Source organism: Massilia norwichensis, assembly GCF_024753245.1.
Lineage (GTDB): Bacteria > Pseudomonadota > Gammaproteobacteria > Burkholderiales > Burkholderiaceae_D > Telluria > Telluria norwichensis.
The window spans coordinates 1-17,067 of the sequence record NZ_JANUGX010000043.1 but is presented as its reverse complement, the minus strand read 5'-3'; the positions used below and the strand labels follow the sequence as shown (position 1 = coordinate 17,067).

General features: G+C 65.3%; 16 protein-coding genes. 5 read left to right on the top strand and 11 right to left on the bottom strand.

All coding sequences use genetic code 11. From position 1 onward, the window contains the following. Positions 1-54 precede the first annotated feature (54 nt). Complete coding sequence (locus NX782_RS24875) at positions 55-969, top strand: NAD-dependent protein deacetylase (RefSeq protein WP_258848189.1); 915 nt, start codon at positions 55-57, stop codon at positions 967-969. Next, positions 966-1,982, top strand: a complete 1,017-nt coding sequence (locus NX782_RS24870; RefSeq protein WP_258848188.1) for an alpha/beta fold hydrolase — start codon at positions 966-968, stop codon at positions 1,980-1,982. The genes NX782_RS24875 and NX782_RS24870 overlap by 4 nt, the downstream gene beginning before the upstream one ends. A gap of 6 nt (positions 1,983-1,988) precedes the next feature. Here NX782_RS24870 and NX782_RS24865 read toward each other — a convergent pair whose 3' ends face one another. The 9 genes from NX782_RS24865 to queE all read right to left on the bottom strand — a co-directional run bounded on the left by NX782_RS24865 (position 1,989) and on the right by queE (position 10,021). Next, positions 1,989-2,603: an NUDIX hydrolase gene (locus NX782_RS24865; protein WP_258848187.1), complete on the bottom strand. Its 615-nt coding sequence runs from the start codon at positions 2,601-2,603 to the stop codon at positions 1,989-1,991. 5 nt (positions 2,604-2,608) lie between these two features. Further along, positions 2,609-3,484: a carboxylating nicotinate-nucleotide diphosphorylase gene (gene nadC, locus NX782_RS24860; protein ID WP_258848186.1), complete on the bottom strand. Its 876-nt coding sequence runs from the start codon at positions 3,482-3,484 to the stop codon at positions 2,609-2,611. Then, complete coding sequence (nadA, locus tag NX782_RS24855; protein ID WP_258848185.1) at positions 3,481-4,617, bottom strand: quinolinate synthase NadA; 1,137 nt, start codon at positions 4,615-4,617, stop codon at positions 3,481-3,483. The genes nadC and nadA overlap by 4 nt, the downstream gene beginning before the upstream one ends. Positions 4,618-4,743: 126 nt before the next feature. Continuing rightward, positions 4,744-6,345 (bottom strand): ABC-F family ATPase, encoded by a 1,602-nt coding sequence (locus NX782_RS24850; protein ID WP_258848184.1) that lies wholly within the window; start codon positions 6,343-6,345, stop codon positions 4,744-4,746. 155 nt (positions 6,346-6,500) lie between these two features. After that, positions 6,501-7,427 (bottom strand): LD-carboxypeptidase, encoded by a 927-nt coding sequence (locus NX782_RS24845; RefSeq protein WP_258848183.1) that lies wholly within the window; start codon positions 7,425-7,427, stop codon positions 6,501-6,503. Continuing rightward, entirely contained in the window at positions 7,424-8,350 is a 927-nt protein-coding gene (locus tag NX782_RS24840; RefSeq protein WP_258848182.1) for an alpha/beta fold hydrolase, read from the bottom strand. The genes NX782_RS24845 and NX782_RS24840 overlap by 4 nt, the downstream gene beginning before the upstream one ends. Positions 8,351-8,415: 65 nt before the next feature. Next, positions 8,416-8,931, bottom strand: coding sequence for a tRNA adenosine(34) deaminase TadA (gene tadA, locus NX782_RS24835; protein ID WP_258848181.1), 516 nt, complete (start codon positions 8,929-8,931; stop codon positions 8,416-8,418). Beyond that, positions 8,924-9,370, bottom strand: a complete 447-nt coding sequence (queD, locus tag NX782_RS24830; RefSeq protein ID WP_258848180.1) for a 6-carboxytetrahydropterin synthase QueD — start codon at positions 9,368-9,370, stop codon at positions 8,924-8,926. The genes tadA and queD overlap by 8 nt, the downstream gene beginning before the upstream one ends. 15 nt (positions 9,371-9,385) lie before the next feature. Then, positions 9,386-10,021 (bottom strand): 7-carboxy-7-deazaguanine synthase, encoded by a 636-nt coding sequence (queE, locus tag NX782_RS24825; protein WP_258848179.1) that lies wholly within the window; start codon positions 10,019-10,021, stop codon positions 9,386-9,388. Positions 10,022-10,181: 160 nt separating this feature from the next. Here queE and NX782_RS24820 point away from each other — a divergent pair, with 160 nt between their 5' ends. From NX782_RS24820 to NX782_RS24810, 3 genes are all read left to right on the top strand, one after another. Then, a complete protein-coding gene (locus NX782_RS24820; protein WP_258848178.1) occupies positions 10,182-10,661 on the top strand; it encodes a hypothetical protein in 480 nt (159 codons plus the stop codon). A gap of 194 nt (positions 10,662-10,855) precedes the next feature. Continuing rightward, positions 10,856-11,815 carry a sensor domain-containing diguanylate cyclase gene (locus NX782_RS24815; RefSeq protein ID WP_258848177.1) on the top strand — a complete coding sequence of 320 codons (960 nt, stop codon included), beginning with the start codon at positions 10,856-10,858 and terminating at the stop codon, positions 11,813-11,815. 73 nt (positions 11,816-11,888) lie between these two features. Further along, the gene (locus tag NX782_RS24810) at positions 11,889-14,744 is read left to right on the top strand and encodes a M16 family metallopeptidase (protein ID WP_258848176.1); all 2,856 of its coding nucleotides are present in this window, start codon (positions 11,889-11,891) and stop codon (positions 14,742-14,744) included. A 70-nt stretch (positions 14,745-14,814) separates the two neighbouring features. Here the strand turns inward: NX782_RS24810 and NX782_RS26450 are convergent, their stop codons facing one another. Together NX782_RS26450 and NX782_RS24800 are read right to left on the bottom strand one after the other, a co-directional pair. Then, the gene (locus NX782_RS26450; protein ID WP_308633118.1) at positions 14,815-16,524 is read right to left on the bottom strand and encodes a DUF2382 domain-containing protein; all 1,710 of its coding nucleotides are present in this window, start codon (positions 16,522-16,524) and stop codon (positions 14,815-14,817) included. Between the two features lie 17 nt (positions 16,525-16,541). Continuing rightward, positions 16,542-16,967, bottom strand: coding sequence for a YsnF/AvaK domain-containing protein (locus NX782_RS24800; protein ID WP_258848175.1), 426 nt, complete (start codon positions 16,965-16,967; stop codon positions 16,542-16,544). Between the last annotated feature and the right edge of the window lie 100 nt (positions 16,968-17,067).

Sequence of the window (17,067 nt, the reverse complement as noted above, 5' to 3'; positions counted from 1 at the left end):
GCGGAGCAAGGTGTTAGGATCTCCTGGGAAGAATCCCAACGAGGAAACACCACAATGGCAGAAGGTTTGACCGCCCATGATCACGCGGCACACGATCGTGCGGCACAACTCGCGGAATTCCTGGACCGTCACCCGCGCGCCCTGGTGCTGACCGGCGCCGGCCTGTCCACCGCTTCCGGCATCCCCGACTACCGCGACCGCGACGGCACCCGCCGCGGCCGTCCGCCCATCCATGGGCCGGATTTCCGCAAGTACGAACACGTCCAGAAGCGCTATTGGGCGCGCAGCATGATCGGCTGGCCGGTGCTGTCCAAAGCGCGGCCGAATCCCGGCCATTACGCAATCGCCGGCCTCGAAAAGATCGGCAGGATCGGCTCGGTGCTGACCCAGAACGTCGACGGACTGCACGGCCAGGCCGGCAGCCACAGCGTGCTTGAACTGCACGGCAATATCCACACGGTCGTCTGTCTGGACTGCTCGGCGCTGTTCCCGCGCGCCTTCGTGCAGGGGCAACTGGCGGACGCCAACCCGCACATGCTGCATGCCGACGCCACGCCGCTGCCGGACGGCGACGCCTCGGTCGAGCCGGCCGAGCTGGCGACCTTCCGCCTGCCGGCCTGCGTGTGCTGCGGCGGCACCCTGATGCCCAACGTCGTCTTTTTCGGCGACAACGTGCCGCCGGCGCGCACCGCCATCGCCCTCGACCAGATGGAGCGCGCCGACGCGCTGCTGGTGGTCGGCTCCTCGCTGATGGTCTATTCGGGCTTCCGCTTTTGCCGCATGGCCAATGCCAGCGGCAAGCCGATCGCCGCCATCAACCTCGGCCGCACGCGCGCCGACGATCTTCTCGACATCAAAATCGAAGCGTCCAGCGAACAGCTCCTGCCGCTTGTGCTCGAACTGCTCGAACGGACACGCTCAGGAGACAAACACACACCATCCATTCAACTCGACGGGGGAACACTGTGACGAACACCATCAAAGGCTGGCAGCTCGGGGCCATCGGGGCCGGACTGGGCCTGGCGGCATCCTTTTTCTATGTCCGCGCGAAAACGAAGCAGGCCGAGGCCGAGAATCCGCCGCAGGGCCGTTTCCTGGAAGTCGACGGCGTGCGCCTGCATTACATCGAAAAGGGTGAAGGGCCGACCCTGGTGCTGCTGCACGGGAATGGCGTACTGGCCAATGATTTTGTCCACAGCGGCTTGCTGGACCGCGCTGCCGAACACTACCGCGTGATCGCTTTCGACCGTCCCGGCTTCGGCTACAGCGAGCGTCCGCGCAGCAAGGTCTGGACGCCGCAAGCCCAGGCGCGCCTGCTGCGCCACGCGCTGCAGGACCTCGAGGTGGAATCCGCCATCGTGCTGGGCCACTCCTGGGGCACGCTGGTGGCGCTGGCGATGGCGCTGGACGCGCCGGATTTCGTGCGTGGCCTGGTGCTGCTGTCCGGCTATTACTACCCGAGCCTGCGCCTCGACGCGCCGCTGCTGTCGGGGCCGGCCATCCCCCTGGTCGGCGACCTGATCCGCTATACGGTATCGCCACTGGTGACGCGCATGATGTGGCGGCCGCTCACCAGGAAAGTGTTCGCGCCGATGCCGGTGGCGGAATCCTTCCGCCGGCTGTCGCCGTGGATGGCGGTGCGGCCCGGCCAACTGCGCGCCAGCGCGGCCGAGACCGCGCTGATGGTGCCGTCGGCGATGGCGCTGTCCAAGCGCTACCAGGAGCTGAAGGTGCCGGCCGTGATCGTCTCCGGCACCCAGGACAGGATCGTCGACTTCGGCCACAATGCCGAGCGCCTCAACGAGCGCATCGCGGACAGCGAACTGCAGTTGCAGCCGGGTGTCGGCCACATGACGCATTATGCGAATCCGGAACAGGTACTCGCGGCCATCGATTCGATCAACACACGGGTCGGCCAGCCGGTGCGCCTGCGCAGCCGCCAGGAAGAACGGCTGGCCTGGGCCAGCGAGAGCGGTAGCTGAGCGGCTTCAGGCCTGCGCCGCCATCCACGCTCGCAGGGCGTCGATGATGGCGGCATCGTTCGGATGCACGGCGACTTCTTCCAGCCGGGCGGCCGGCACCAGGTGCACGGCCTGGGTCTCCCAGCCCATGCTTGATGGGCAGCCGCCGATGCGCTTTGCGATGTAGTAGCGGGTATAGGTCTGGGTACGGCGCACGTCGATCAGGTGCGCCCGCAGGCGCACGACCAGTCCGGACTCTTCGAAGACTTCACGGATCGCCGTGTGCTGCAGGCTGCCGCCGGCATCCACACGGCCCTTGGGAAAGGTCGCGCTGTAGCCCCCGAAGCCGTTGGTCGGCGACACCAGCCAGACGCGGCCGTCATCTTCGAGGACCACGGCGCCGGCTGCGGCTCTCAAGCCTGGCGGCAGAGTGAACGGCGGCTCGGCCACCGCCTCACCCTCTGGCAGCGTCAAAGCGGCTGGCGCCAAGGCGACGCCGTTCAGGCTGGCAGGCATCCCGCAGAGCGGCACCGCCGTCGCCAGCGCAGCACCTTCGTCCCAGTGTGCCAGGGGTGTCGGTGCGCTGGGACGGTGGATGACGACGAGTTCGCCGTCATCGTTCCTGCAGGGATGGTGGATCAAGGGCTTTAACCGATGATACGCAGCGAATAATCGGTCGCCTTCACATCCTTGGTCAGGCTGCCGATCGAGATGCGGTCGACGCCGGTCTCGGCGATCGCACGCACGGTCTGCATATTGATGCCGCCCGAGGCTTCCAACAGCGCGCGGCCGCCATTGATGCGCACTGCTTCGCGCATCATGTCCAGATCGAAGTTGTCGAGCAGGATCGAGACCGCGCCGGCCGCCAGCGCTTCTTCGAGCTCGGCGATCGACTCGACCTCGACCTGAATCGTCACGCCCGCATTCAACTCGGCCGCCGCACGCAGCGCCGGGGTGATGCCGCCCGCTGCCGCGATGTGGTTTTCCTTGATCAGGATGCCGTCGTAGAGCGCCATGCGCTGGTTGGCGCCGCCGCCCACGCGCACCGCGTACTTCTGCGCCTGGCGCAGGCCCGGCAGGGTCTTGCGGGTGTCGAGGATCTTCGCGCGGGTGCCGGCCACCACATCCACATACGTGCGCGTGGCGCTTGCCACGCCGGACAGCAGCTGCAGGAAGTTCAGGGCCGAGCGCTCGGCCGTCAGCAGCGAGCGCGGCGAACCTTCGATGGTGCAGACCACGGAATCGGCCGCCATCAGGTCGCCTTCGGCATACTGCCAGTCGATCTCGATATCCTGGTCGACGGCCAGCATGATGCCTTCGAACCAGGGCGCGCCGCACAGCACGGCTTGTTCGCGGACGATCACGCGGGCTTTCGCGCGTGGTTCCTCGGGCACCAGCTTGCCGGTCAGGTCGCCGGTGCCGACGTCTTCCAGCAGCGCGGCCAGCAGATTCTGCTCGAACGCGGCCTGCAGCTTCTCGTCGAACGCGCCTTCTTCGGCATGGGGGTTGCGCAGTGTCGTCATGCCGGACCGATTCCATTGAAGAGTTTCGCTTCCTGCTCCAGCGAACCGGTCGGCAGGGCCTTGGCCTTTTTGGCGGCCGCGAAATCGAGCATGCGGTCGATCGCGCGCTTGGCCTGGCGGCCGGTTTCCGGATCGACGTGGATCTCGTTGTGACCTTTCTCCAGCACGTCGGCCAGGTTCTGCAGGCCGTTCATCGCCATCCACGGGCAGTGCGCGCAGCTCTTGCAGGTGGCGCTGTTGCCGGCGGTCGGCGCATCGATGAAATGCTTGCCCGGCGCGGCGGCGCGCATCTTGTGCAGGATGCCGTTGTCGGTGGCGACGATGAAAGTGGTCGCATCCATCGTGCGGGCGGCGTCGATCAGCTGGGTGGTCGAGCCGACCACGTCGGCCTGGGCGACCACGTTGGCCGGCGATTCCGGGTGCACCAGCACCTTCGCGTCCGGGTATTCGGCACGCAGCAGGTCGAGTTCGACGCCCTTGAATTCGTCGTGCACCAGGCAGGAGCCCTGCCACAGCAGCATGTCGGCGCCGGTCTTCTTCTGGATGTAGGAACCCAGGTGACGGTCGGGCGCCCACAGGATTTTCTTGCCCTGCTTGTGCAGGTGTTCGACGATGTCGAGGCCGATCGACGAGGTCACCATCCAGTCGGCGCGCGCCTTCACGGCGGCGGAGGTGTTCGCGTAGACCACCACGGTGCGGTCCGGGTGCTGGTCGCAGAAGGCCGCGAACTCGTCGGCCGGACAACCCAGGTCCAGCGAGCAGGTCGCGTCCAGGTCCGGCATCAGGATGGTTTTTTCCGGGCTCAAGATCTTGGCGGTCTCGCCCATGAAGCGCACGCCGGCCACCACCAGGGTTTTCGCGGGATTGTCGCGGCCGAAGCGCGCCATTTCCAGCGAGTCCGAGACGCAGCCGCCGGTCTCTTCGGCCAGGTCCTGCAGGTCGGCGTCCACGTAGTAGTGGGCCACCAGGGTCGCTTCCTTTTCCTTCAGCAGGCGGCGGATGCGGTCTTTGAGTGCTGCCTTCTCGGCGGCCTCGACGGGCGATGGTACGCGCGCCCAGGCTTCCGAGGTGGAGCAGACGCCGCCGACCGGACGGTCGTATTCGAAAGTCTTGATTGGAGCTATGGTATTCATATCGATGTCACCATGGTGTCGTGGGCACGTTCGTGTTGAGGCCTTCGGCCTCAACACCCCACCCTACTGCGATTCGTAGGGCGGGCGCCCCGCGCCCACGTTATTTTTATGTTCGCGTCACGAAAATTAATTCAGACCCTGGCTCTTCAGGTAATCCTCGTAATTGCCCTGGAAGTCGACGACGCCATCCTCCTTGACCTCGAGGATGCGGGTCGCCAGCGAGGACACGAACTCGCGGTCGTGCGACACGAAGACCATGGTGCCGGCGTACTTGTCGAGCGCGATGTTCAGCGATTCGATCGATTCCATGTCCATGTGGTTGGTCGGCTCGTCGAGCAGCAGTACGTTGTGACGGCCCAGCATCAGCTTGCCGTACATCATGCGGCCCTTTTCGCCGCCGGACAGCACGCGCACCGACTTCTTGACTTCGTCGCCGCCGAACAGCAGACGGCCCAGGATCGAGCGCACAGCCTGATCGTCGTCGCCTTCCTTGGTCCACTGGCCCATCCAGTCGGTCAGGTTCAGGTCGGTCGCGAATTCCTCGGTCGGATCCTGCGGCATGTAGCCCGGATTGGCGTTCTCGGCCCACTTGATGCGGCCGGTATCGCCGTCCAGGCCGGTGATCTCGTGACCGCCGATGCAGCGCAGCAGCGTCGTCTTACCGGCACCGTTGGCGCCGATGATGGCGACGCGCTCGCCGGCCTCGATCGCGATCGAGAAGTTCTTGAACAGCGTGCGGTCGTAGGACTTGCTCAGGCCCTCGGTCTCGACGGCAAGGCGGTGCAGCTTCTTCTCGCCTTCGAAGCGCACGAACGGATAGGCGCGCGAAGACGGCTTGAATTCCTCGATCTTGATCTTGTCGATCATCTTCAGGCGCGAAGTTGCCTGGCGGGCCTTGGACTTGTTGGCCGAGAAGCGGCGCACGAAGTCCTGCAGCTCGGCCACTTTTTCCTTGGCCTTGGCATTGTTCGCCAGCTGCTGGTTACGGGCCTGGGTCGACGCTTCCATGTAGTCGTCGTAGTTACCCGGATAGACCTTCAGCGTGCCGTAGTCCATGTCGGCCACGTGGGTGCAGACCGAGTTCAGGAAGTGACGATCGTGGGAAATGATGATCATCGTCGAGTTGCGCTGGTTCAGCATGTCGGCCAGCCAGGAAATCGTGTGGATGTCCAGGTTGTTGGTCGGCTCGTCCAGCAGCAGGATGTCCGGATCCGAGAACAGGGCCTGGGCCAGCAGCACGCGCAGCTTCCAGCCCGGTGCCACGGCGCTCATCGGGCCCTGGTGCAGATCGGTGGCGATGCCCAGGCCCAGCAGCAGTTCGCCGGCGCGCGCTTCGGCCGAGTAGCCGTCGTATTCGGCGACCTTGCCTTCGAGCTCGGCGGCTTTCATGTAGTCGTCGTCGGTCGCTTCCGGGTTCGCGTAGATGGCGTCGCGCTCGGCGATCGCATTCCACAGCTCGGTGTGGCCCATCATGACCACGTCCAGCACGCGCACGTCTTCGTAGGCGAACTGGTCCTGGCGGAGCTTACCGAGGCGCTCGCCCGGGTCGAGCGAGACGTTGCCGGCGGACGGCTCGAGGTCGCCGCCGAGGATTTTCATGAAGGTCGACTTGCCGCAACCGTTCGCGCCGATCAGGCCGTAACGGTTGCCGTCGCCGAATTTGACGGAAATATTCTCGAACAGCGGCTTGGCGCCGAACTGCATCGTAATGTTGGCTGTACTGAGCACTGGGCTTACCTTCCTGCAGGGGTTTTCGATTAACCGTGCATTTTACCACTGGCCAGCAGGCTCGGTGGCGTGCTGACGTTGCCAATTTGCCGAGTGTTTGCCGCGAACCGGCGCCTAGCCTGACGAATCAGCGTCTTGCAATCCGTCGGGCGCGCTCAGCCCAGTTGCACCGTCGGGTAATCGGCCAGGGTCAGGCGCCAGGCGCCGTCACCGGAAACCAGATGCCCGCGCGCGCCGAAAGGAATCGTGACCCGGCGCGGAATATGGCCGAATTCCAGCCCGGTCAGGACCGGGCACGGCAGGGTCGCGCGCAGGTAGGTCAGCATTTCGTCGAAGTTGTAGCCATTGTCGGCCGGCGACAGCCGGTAGCCCGAAAAGTCACCCAGCACGATGGCCTGCTGGCGTGCCAGTACCCCGGTCTGCATCAGCTGCAGCAGCATGCGCTCGACCCGGTAAGGGTGCTCAGCGATGTCCTCGAGGAAGAGGATGCCGCCGTCGAGCTGGGCCGTCTGCGGGAAGTAGTCGGTGCCGGCCAGCGACATCAGCATCGCCAGGTTGCCGCCCCACACCGTGCCTTCGACCTCGAGGGCCGGATTGCCCTCGCCCTGCCCCGTCACCGTATGCGTCGGTCCGGCCAGGCAGTGCCAGAAATCGTTCAGCGTGAAGTCGACCGGCTCGGCCGCAGCGAAATCGCCGGCGAACATCGGGCCGGCGTAGCTGAGCGCGCCGCGCCTTGCGTAGAGGCCCATGTGGAAGGCGGTGATGTCGGAATAGCCGACGAAGATCTTGCCGCTGTCCGCCATGCGGTCGAAGTCGATATGCGGCAGCAGGCGCGTCATGCCGTACTGCCCGCGCAGCGCCATCACGACCTGCACCTCGGGGTCGGCGGCGGCGGCGTTGAGCTGCGCCAGGCGGGCTTCGTCGGTGCCGCCGAAGCGCAGGTGGCGCTTGTCGTGCTCGTAGTAGTTATGGACCAGGATGCCCTGGGCTTCGAGGCGGGCGATGCCGCGTGCGATGGCGTCGGGCTCGGGGGCATGGCCGCCCGGCGCGATCAGCGCAATACCAAGTTTTTTTGGGGTCACTGTTTGACGAAGAGGCGTGGAGGTGTCGAGTCTGGCGCCATCTTACCGTGGGCATGGGCGTCGATCAAGGCAAGCAGCCTCTCCAGCAGCTGGGTGGGCAGGTCGTGGCCCATCCCTTCGATGACTTCCAGGCGCGCGTTCGGGACCGCCTGGGCGGTGTCGATACCGCAGGCCAGCGGCACCATGGGGTCGGCCGCGCCATGGATCACCAGCGTCGGGGCGGCGATGGTCCGCAGCTGGGTGCTGCGGTCGCCGCTGGCGGCCACCGCCAGGATCTGGCGCACCACGCCGCCGGGACAGCAATTGCGGCGCAGCGCGCGCTCGACCCGCCGCCGGAGCTGCTTTTCGGGCGTCGGATAGGTCGGACTGCCGATCGCCTGCAGCAGGCGCACGCCGTGTTCGGCCATGCCGTCGAGATCGGCCGGTTTCGGCCAGCGCATCATCGCGCGCTTGACGGCAGGTGCCGGCCCCGGCAGGCCACGCCGCCCGCTGCTGGACATGATGGATGTGAGGCTCAGCACGCGCGACGGGAACTTCGCTGCCATCAGCTGGGCGATCATGCCGCCCATCGACATGCCCACCACGTGGGCGCGTGCCACCCCGAGCGCGGACAGCACGCCGACCGCATCGTCGGCCATGTCTTCCAGGGTATAGGGTGGGCGCAAAGGCCAGCGCACCAGCGACTTCAACCACGCCAGGCCCAGGTTGGGCGTGCCAGCATGTTCGAACTTGGTGGACAGGCCGGTGTCGCGATTATCGTAACGGATCACGTAAAAGCCGAGCTCGACCAGTCCTTCGACGAACGCGTCCGGCCAGGCGGTCAGTTGCAAACCGAGGCCGGAGATCAGCAGCAAGGGAGTGGCTTTCGGATCGCCGGCGGTGTCGAAGGCGATGCGGATGCCGTTGGCGTTCAGGCTAGGCATGATGGCAGTTGGACTTCAGCCGGAATGGCATGAATCCAGCATACCATTTTCGCCGGAACGGGGCGTTACGGGAGAAGCGGTGCCTTGCGCGCCGCGCGGCGCTCCGCAAAAAAGCCCTTCAGCATGGTAGCGGCCTCTTCCGCCAGCACGCCGCCCACCACCTCGGTGTGGTGGTTCAATTCCTCGCGCGCGAACAGGTCGAGCACCGAGCCGCAGACCCCGGTCTTGGGGTCGGTGGCGGCGTACACCACCCGCGCCAGACGCGCATGCATCATCGCGCCCGAACACATGGCGCAGGGTTCCAGCGTCACGAACAGTTCGCAGCCCGGCAGGCGGTAGTTGCCGAGCTTTTCGGCGGCTGCGCGCAGCGCCACAATCTCGGCGTGGGCGGTCGGGTCGTGGCGCCCGATCGGCTGATTGAAGCCGGTGGCGATCACCTCGCCGTCCTTGACGACCACAGCGCCGACCGGCACCTCGCCCGCGGCCCAGGCCTTGCGCGCCTCGATCAGCGCCAGCGCCATGTAGGCGCCGTCGCCGTCGCGCTGCATGCTTACCGGCTCGGGCGAGAGCGAATCAGGCATCGGTGATCTCTGCCCAGCAGTTCGGGGTCTCGTGCAGCACCAGCTTCTGCAGGCGCAGGCCGGTACCGTAGCGGTCGGTGTAGGCCGCCTTCAGGATGTTCCAGGCCACCTGGGCCAGGTTCTCGACGGTCGGGATGCGGTCGATGATCACGGTCTTGTGGCCCGGCAGGCTGGCCAGGAACTCGCGCACCTTTTCGTCCTTCTCGTAGACCAGGAAGGCGTGATCCCAGACGTCGACCAGGTGCTCCTTGGCAAGCGACTTGATGTCCGAGAAGTCCATGATCATGCCGTTGTCCGAGCTGCCCTCGGTGTCGATCACGGCACCGGTCAGGGTGATTTCGAGGGTGTAGCGGTGGCCGTGCAGGTTGCGGCACTGGCTTTTATGGTCGGGAATGCGGTGGCCGGCATCGAATTCCAGCTTGCGGGTAATGGTCAGCATTGATAAGGCTTTGCGTCAGGGGATTTGCAGGAGTTTGTGGGTCTGGATGCTCAGCTTCCACTTCGGGTTGCGGCGGCAGGTCTCGATCGCCAGGCGGGTGTTCTGGGCCGCCAGCGGGCCGTCCATCGGCTGGACATAGAAGTTGTCGAAGTCGAGCCCCTCGTAGGCGGCCAGGTCCTGGCCGAGCTGGGGAATCACGACCTTGATTTCGTTGCCTTTGCCAACCACCAGCGTCGAGCCCATCTTGGGGCTCACGCAGATCCAGTCGACGCCTTCCGGCACCGGCAAGGTGCCGTTGGTCTCGATGGCGATCGTGAAACCGCGCGCGTGCATGGCGTCGATCAGCGGCTTGTCCAGCTGCAGCAGCGGTTCGCCGCCGGTGAACACGACGTACTTGCTGGCCGCGTGGGTGGCCGGCCACAGGCCGTCGATCTCGGCCGCCAGCACGGCCGGGTCCTTGAACTTGCCGCCGCGCTCGCCGTCGGTGCCGACGAAGTCGGTATCGCAGAACTGGCAGACGGCACTGGCGCGGTCGCTTTCGCGGCCGGTCCAGAGATTGCAGCCGGAAAAGCGGCAGAACACGGCCGGTCGGCCGGCGTGCGCGCCCTCGCCCTGCAAGGTATAGAAAATTTCTTTGATGCTGTAAGTCACGGTAAAAGTCCGGTTAAGCCTCTCGTCAACCTTCCATTATACCGTGCGCCGCCCCCGCTGCAGAAGACCGCCTCAGATATTGACACTCGGCAAAAACTATCTTCTCGGAAAGACATACCTTTTCTTAGCGGAAAGTTCCTACGACTTTAGGAGACCGACGATGAACACTACGATGCAAAAAGCCATGCGCGTGCTGACTGCTGCCTTGCTGCTGGGCGGCCTGTGCTGGCTCGGCGCCAGCGCCCGCGTCGATGCGCAGTCGGAGCGCCTGCGGATCGCGGCCGTGCTGCTGCTGGGCCTCGGCCTCCTGTTCGCCACCCTGTTCCGGCGGGTCCACAGCGAAGACCGCATCGCCGACCTGGAGGCGGCACTGTGCCGGGAGCAATCCGCACGCAGCCATGCCGACCAGGCCCTGGCCGAAGCCGACCTGCTGCTGGCGCGGATGGCGGCACGCGCCAGCGGCAACCTGGCGCCCGACCCGGCTGGCCAGCTCATCGTCATCCAGGCCGAGCTGGCGCAAATCCAGCAGCGCTGCCGCACCGATCTGGGCACTTGCAAGCAACTGGAACGGCTGCGCACCCGGCTGGACCATCTCGGCGCCAGCCTGCGCAACCATGTCCGTGCCGTCGAGCCCGGGTGACGCCGCCGGGCCGATTTCCGGGCCTTATCTAGGAAAATTCCTTGGCTAAAACCTTCTTGCCTTAAATCAATAAGGCGAAAAGTGCCGTGCCGCACAATCCGATCTTGTCAGTAGTCAATTAGTTGCTCAACAGACAGATCAAGGGATGGCACATGACAGGCACGCGGACCGGCACAGGCGCAATTCAAAGGCTTATGGAATCTTCCGGCGAGGGCGGTGACCACGCCTTCGCCTACCAGCTGATGGAAATGCTGGCCATTCCCGTCTATGTGCTCGATGCCAGCTGTCGCGTCATGCTATGGAACCGTGCCTGTGAACACCTGACCGGCATGCGCGCCGCCGAAGTGCTGGGCACGCGCGAGCACTGGCGCAGCTTCTTCGACCGCCAGCGCCCGACCCTGGCCGACCTGGTGGTGCAGGACCGCGCCGGCGAGGTCCCGCTCATCCATCCGCGCGGCAATCACGGCCAGCCAGCCCATCTGTCGGCCGAAAGCTGGTTCGATATGCCGCGCGTGGGCCGGCGCCGCTACCTGGCGCTGGACGCCAGCCCCATCTACGACGAGCGCGGGCGCCTGGCCGCCGTGATCCAGACCCTGCGCGACCTGACCGACGAAAAGATGGCGCAGATCGCGCTCGAACAGCTCGCCACCCGCGACGGCCTGACCGGCCTGGCCAACCGCCGCTGCTTCGACGACACCCTGCAGGCGGAATGGACGCGCGCCCTGCGCCAACGCCAGCCGCTGTCCCTGCTGATGGTCGACGTCGACAATTTCAAAGCCTATAACGATGCCAATGGCCACCTCGGCGGCGACGAATGCCTGAAGCGCATTGCCACCGCCGTCTCCAGCGAAATGCGCGCCAACGACCTGGTCGCGCGCTACGGCGGCGAGGAATTCGCCGTGATCCTGCCGAACCAGTCGCTGAAGGGCGCCGCCTGCGTCGCCGAGCGCATCCGCACCCGGGTCGAGCAGTTGCAGGTGCCGAGCCGGCAAGGAGGCGGCGCGCTGGTCACGGTCTCGATCGGCGCCGCCACCGCCCTGCCTTCCTCCGACACCGAGGCGTCCGAGCTGGTAGCGATCGCCGACGCCGCCCTCTACCGCGCCAAGCACATGGGTCGTAACCGCATCAGCCTGCCGCTGTCCGAGCCCACCTGAGATTGCCAGACCTATATCTTTCCTCGGGAATACCTTATGCTGTCGCGCACAGCATATTTCCCGAGGAGATCGCGTGTCCCAGTTGTCCAAGTATGTACCACTCGCCGCCCTGGCGCTGCCGATGGCCTTCCCGGCCGCCCATGCGGCCCCGGCGCCCAAGCCAGCACCGGCCAAGTCCGACGTCCTTCCTTTCAAAGCCACCGAAAAACAGCTGCCGAACGGGCTGAAGGTGATCGTGGTGCCGACCGGCTTCCCGAACCTGGTATCGGTCACGATCCCGGTGCAAACCGGTTCGCGCAATGAAGTCGAGCCGGGCAAGTCCGGCTTTGCCCACTTCTTCGAACACATGATGTTCCGCGGGACCAAAGCCTACCCGCCCGAAAAGTACCAGGACATCATCACCAAGGCCGGCGCGCGCCAGAACGCGTATACCAGCGACGACCTCACCAATTACTACACGACCTTCGCCAAACAGGACCTGGAAACCGTCCTGAAGGTCGAGGCCGACCGCTTCCAGCATCTCGATTATTCGGAAGCCGCCTTCAAGACCGAGTCGCGCGCCGTGCTGGGCGAATACAACAAGAACAGCGCCAACCCGATGCAGAAGCTGTTCGAAGTCCAGCGCGACGCCGCCTTCAGCACCCACACCTACAAGCACACCACGATGGGCTTCCTGAAGGACATCGAGGACATGCCCAACCAGTACCAGTACTCGAAGGTCTTCTTCGACCGCTGGTATCGCCCGGAGCGCACCACCATCATCATCGCCGGCGACGTCGACCCGAAGAACGCGATCGCGCTGGTCGAAAAATACTGGAGCGGGTGGAAGCGCGGCAGCTACAAGGTGGCGGTCCCGGCCGAACCGGCGCCGAAGGGCGCCCAGTACCGCCACGTCGAGTGGCCGAGCCCGACTTTGCCGCTGGTCACCGTCGCCTTCCGCGCGCCGGCCTTCTCGGACACCAACAAGGACCAGGCCGCGCTCTCGATGCTGCTGTCGCTGTCGTTCGGCCGCACCTCGCCGCTGTATAAACGCCTGGTGCAGGACGAGCAGAAGGTCGACCAGCTGTTCGATTACACGCCAGCCCGCGTCGACCCGTCGCTGGTGACCATCGCCGCGCGTGTCAAGAAGCCGGAAGACGCGCTGGCCGTGCGCGACGCTATCCTCGAGACCGTTGCCAAGCTGCGCGACACGCCGGTCACGAAGCAGGCACTGCTGGACGCCCAGTCCTCGGAAAAATACGGCCTGATCCGTACCCTGGACAACACCGACACCGTGGCCCAGACCCTGGCGTCCTACGTGCACTACGACCGTTCCTACGACACGATCAACCGCTATTTCCGCCTGATCGACAGCCTGACCCCGGCCGACCTGCAGGCCGCTGCGCGCAAATACCTGGTCGACGAATCGATGGTCGTCACCACGCTCTCGCACGCCGCGCTGCCAAGCGGCATCTCGACCCTGCCGACCCTGGCCAGCATGGCGCCCAAGGCCGGCGATGCCAAGTTCGACGTGCTGGTGCAGAAGAGCGCTCTGCCGCAGGTCCGCTTCAAGCTCCTGTTCGAAGCGGGTTCGAGCCAGGACCCGGCCGGCAAGGAAGGCCTAGCGGCGCTGACCGCCGCGATGGTGGCGCGCGCCGGCTCCAGCGAGCGTAAATACGATGAGGTGACCAAGGCCCTGTTCCCGATCGCCGGTGGTTTCGGCGAGCAGACCGACAAGGAAATGACCACCTTCACCGGCACCATTCACAAGGACAACTGGAACCAGTTCCTCGACATCGCCCTGCCCCAGCTCTTGAGCCCGGGCTTCCGCGAAGACGACTTCCGCCGCCTGAAGGACGCGCAGAAGAACGCGCTGGTGCTGGACCTGAAGGACAACAACGAGGAAGAACTCGGCAAAGAGCGCCTGCAGGCCAACATCTTCGCCGGCACGCCTTACGGCCACCCTGTGCTGGGCACGGTCAAGGGCATCGAATCGATCACCCTCGACGACGTGAAAAACTTCTATCGCCAGGCTTATGCGCAGGGCGCGCTGCATGTCGGCATCTCGGGTGACGTCAGCCCCGAGATGACGGCCCAGCTGAAGACCCGCCTGGCTGCGCTGCCGGAAGGCGCCGGCCTGCCGCGCATCACGGCACCCCAGGGCCGCAAGCCGCAGGGACTGGAGGTCGAGATCATCGAGAAGAACACCCGTGCGACCGCGATTTCCTTCGGCCTGCCGATCGCCGTCAACCGCGCCCACCCGGACTTCCCGGCCCTGTGGCTGGCCAAGACCTGGCTGGGCGAGCACCGCGCTTCGAACTCCTACCTGTACCAGCGCATCCGCGAACTGCGCGGCATGAACTACGGCGACTATGCCTACATCGAAGCCTTCCCGCGCGGGATGTTCGGCTTCTTCCCGAGCCCGAACCTGGGCCGCAAGTCGCAGATCTTCGAAGTCTGGATCCGTCCGGTCGCGCCGCAGAACGCGCACATGGCGCTGCGCATCGCACTGACCGAACTCGGCAAGCTGATCGACCAGGGCCTGACCCAGGAACAGTTCGAAGCCACCCGCGACTACCTGATGAAGAACGTGTTCGTGATGACCGCGACCCAGGACGCCCAGCTCGGCTATGCGCTGGACTCGCAGTGGTACCGCACGCCGGAATTCACGCAGATGATGCGCGATGGCCTGTCGAAACTGACGGCGGCCGACGTGAACGCGGCGATGCGCAAGCATCTGTCGGCGCAGAACCTGTCGGTGGTGATGATCACCAAGGATGCGGCCGGGCTGAAGGAGAAGCTGGTCAGCGATGCGTTCTCGCCGATTACCTACGACGCGCAGAAACCGCAAGAGCTGCTCGACGAAGACAAGGCAATCGGCTCGATGAAGCTGGGGATTCGCCCGGAGGCGGTGCGGATCACGCCGGCGGCGCAGGTGTTTGCGCAGTGAAGCACCTTGCCTGAGCAATGAAAAAAACGCCGGCTGATGCCGGCGTTTTTCATGCTGCTGCTGTTGGCAATCAGCGGGTCACTTTGTCCCAGCCGTGGCGCACCGCCGCCTTCATCTTGTCCCAGGTCGAGCCGCTGCTGGAGCCGTAGCGGGTGTCCCAATCGCTGCGCAGGTCGGATTCCACGTCGTCCCACTGGCGGCCCGAGTAGCGCGAGTCGCTGCGCATCTGGGTGCCGTAGCGGTAGGCCGGATCGTAGTCGTTGTAGGTGTCGCCGCTGGAGGCGTAGTTGCTGGTCCAGTGCGTACGGTAGTAAGAATCATCCGAATCGTTGTCCGGCGTGATCTTGTCCCAGCCGCGGCGCACGGCGGCCTTCATTTTTTCCCAGGTCGAGCCACCGCTGGAACCGTAGCGGGTGTCCCAGTCGCTGCGCAGGTCGGACTCGATGTCGTCCCAGTTGCGGCCCTGGTAGCGCGAATCGGCGCGCATCTGGCTGCCGTACTGGTAGGCCGGCGCGTAGTCGTCGTAGCTGCCGCCCAGGCTCGAATAATTGCTCTGCCAGTCGTTGCGGAAGTAGGCGTCGTTGTCCTGCGCGCCCAGGTTCTCGATCTGCACCTCGGTGTGGCGCACGGTATCAGAAATGTTTTCCTGGCGCTGGGTCGCTTCCTTGCCGACCACGACCTCCTCGACCACGCGGGCCGACTTCTGCACCACGGCTTCCTCGGCACGTTCACGCAGCTCGATCGACTGCTCCTTGAAGGCGGTCGCGTCGGCGGTGGAGATCGGCTGGTCGACCGGGCGGCGTTCCACGCTCACGTGCTCTTCGCGCAGGTTGACGCTTTCGTTGACCGGGGTCTCGACCACGCGCGAGAACACGCGCACGCCGCCGCGCTGGACTTCGCGCTTGCCGACCTTCAGTTCTTCCTGCACGACCGGGATCGCGGTGCTGCGCTGTTCGTTGAGCATTTCGCCCATGTCGCGCTGCATCGAGCCGGTCTGGATCGTGCCGCCCAGCGAGGCGTCGCTCGAGCCCTGCAGCGACTGGCTGCCTTGCAGCGAACCCGACTGCAGGTTCGAGCCGCCCTGCAGCGTCCTGCCGGTCGAGGTATCCAGCGTGTTGCCGCCGATATTCGTGTCCTGCGAGCCGCCGGCCTGCAGCGAATCGCCGGCGCGCATCGAGCCGCCCATCGGTTCCTGGTAGGTCTGGCCCTTCGGCACCGGGTCGTTCAGGTCCTGGGTTGCGAAGGAATTGCGCTCGCCCAGTTCGCCGCTCAGCGAACCGGCGCCGGCGGACGGCTCGCGGTAGGCGGACTGCTGCGACATCGAAGACGACTGCTGCAGGCCGCTGCCCGAGCTGGCGCCGGCGGCCAGCATGGCCGGATCCAGCGAGCTGGCCGAGCCGCTCAGGTCATGGCGTTCGTCGATGTCGACCGGGCCGAAGCGCTCGATGACGTCGGCGGCGCGCTCGACTTCCGGCTCCGACTGGGTCACCAGGGTCAGCACGTGGTGGCCGCGGCTGACGACGTCGGAATAGCGCGAGACGTGCTCGTCGTTGTCCGAACCGAACAGGCCGGTGAAGAAATGCTTGATCGAGGCGCCGATGCCTTCTTCATGCACTTCGTTCGTGGTGGTGGTGCTGCCGGTCAGGCTGTTGGTCTGGCCGGTCGGGTCGGCACTGGAGACGTTGACATCGGTACGGGAGAAGCCCGAGGCCAGCAGCTCGTCCATCGCATTCTGGGCGTCGCTTCGGTTGTCGAAAACCGCTACTAGAGTATGTTGCATGATGGTCCTCCGATAGGTCATTCAGGTGGGCGGTCGCCGGCCTCCTCGAAGCGCTCCACGCTGACCTGCTCGGATTTGAGCATGACGGTTTCAGCGTGGTGCTCCTCGCGCCGGGTTCGGGTGATACGAAGTTCCTCCTTGATGCGCACGCGGCGTTCGACCACGAGCACTTCTTCGAGGATCGGCACCACCAGCGTCTCGCCTTCGTAGCGCGTGGCAGGCGCAGCGTCGAGTGGGACGATGCGGTCCACCGGGACATGGCTTACCTCAACCTCGTCACGCAACAGGCGTTCGTCGATGTGGCAGGGAAGCTCGGCGACAGTCTTGTGGATGCGCACGCCGCGACCCGTGTCGACAATCCGCTTATCGACCTGCACTTCCTCGCGGATCACGGGCACTACCAGCTTGTCCTGTCCGTTAGGTTGCACTGGGTCAATTGGCACGGTTTGTCTCCTTGATATCGCGACGCTAGAGCAACCGAGGTTACCCCAAAAGCTTGACGAACCCGCGCACCATTGACTCTCTACAAACCTCAATCGCCAA

Excerpts from the sequence above, each read along its gene's own strand:
- queD (WP_258848180.1), bottom strand. The coding sequence starts at position 9,370 with ATGCTGACCATTACCCGCAAGCTGGAATTCGATGCCGGCCACCGCATT.
- NX782_RS24840 (WP_258848182.1), bottom strand. The coding sequence starts at position 8,350 with ATGCCTAGCCTGAACGCCAACGGCATCCGCATCGCCTTCGACACCGCC.
- nadA (WP_258848185.1), bottom strand. The coding sequence starts at position 4,617 with ATGAATACCATAGCTCCAATCAAGACTTTCGAATACGACCGTCCGGTC.
- NX782_RS24815 (WP_258848177.1), top strand. The coding sequence starts at position 10,856 with ATGGAATCTTCCGGCGAGGGCGGTGACCACGCCTTCGCCTACCAGCTG.
- NX782_RS26450 (WP_308633118.1), bottom strand. The coding sequence starts at position 16,524 with ATGCAACATACTCTAGTAGCGGTTTTCGACAACCGAAGCGACGCCCAG.
- NX782_RS24875 (WP_258848189.1), top strand. The coding sequence starts at position 55 with ATGGCAGAAGGTTTGACCGCCCATGATCACGCGGCACACGATCGTGCG.
- nadC (WP_258848186.1), bottom strand. The coding sequence starts at position 3,484 with ATGACGACACTGCGCAACCCCCATGCCGAAGAAGGCGCGTTCGACGAG.
- NX782_RS24820 (WP_258848178.1), top strand. The coding sequence starts at position 10,182 with ATGAACACTACGATGCAAAAAGCCATGCGCGTGCTGACTGCTGCCTTG.
- tadA (WP_258848181.1), bottom strand. The coding sequence starts at position 8,931 with ATGCCTGATTCGCTCTCGCCCGAGCCGGTAAGCATGCAGCGCGACGGC.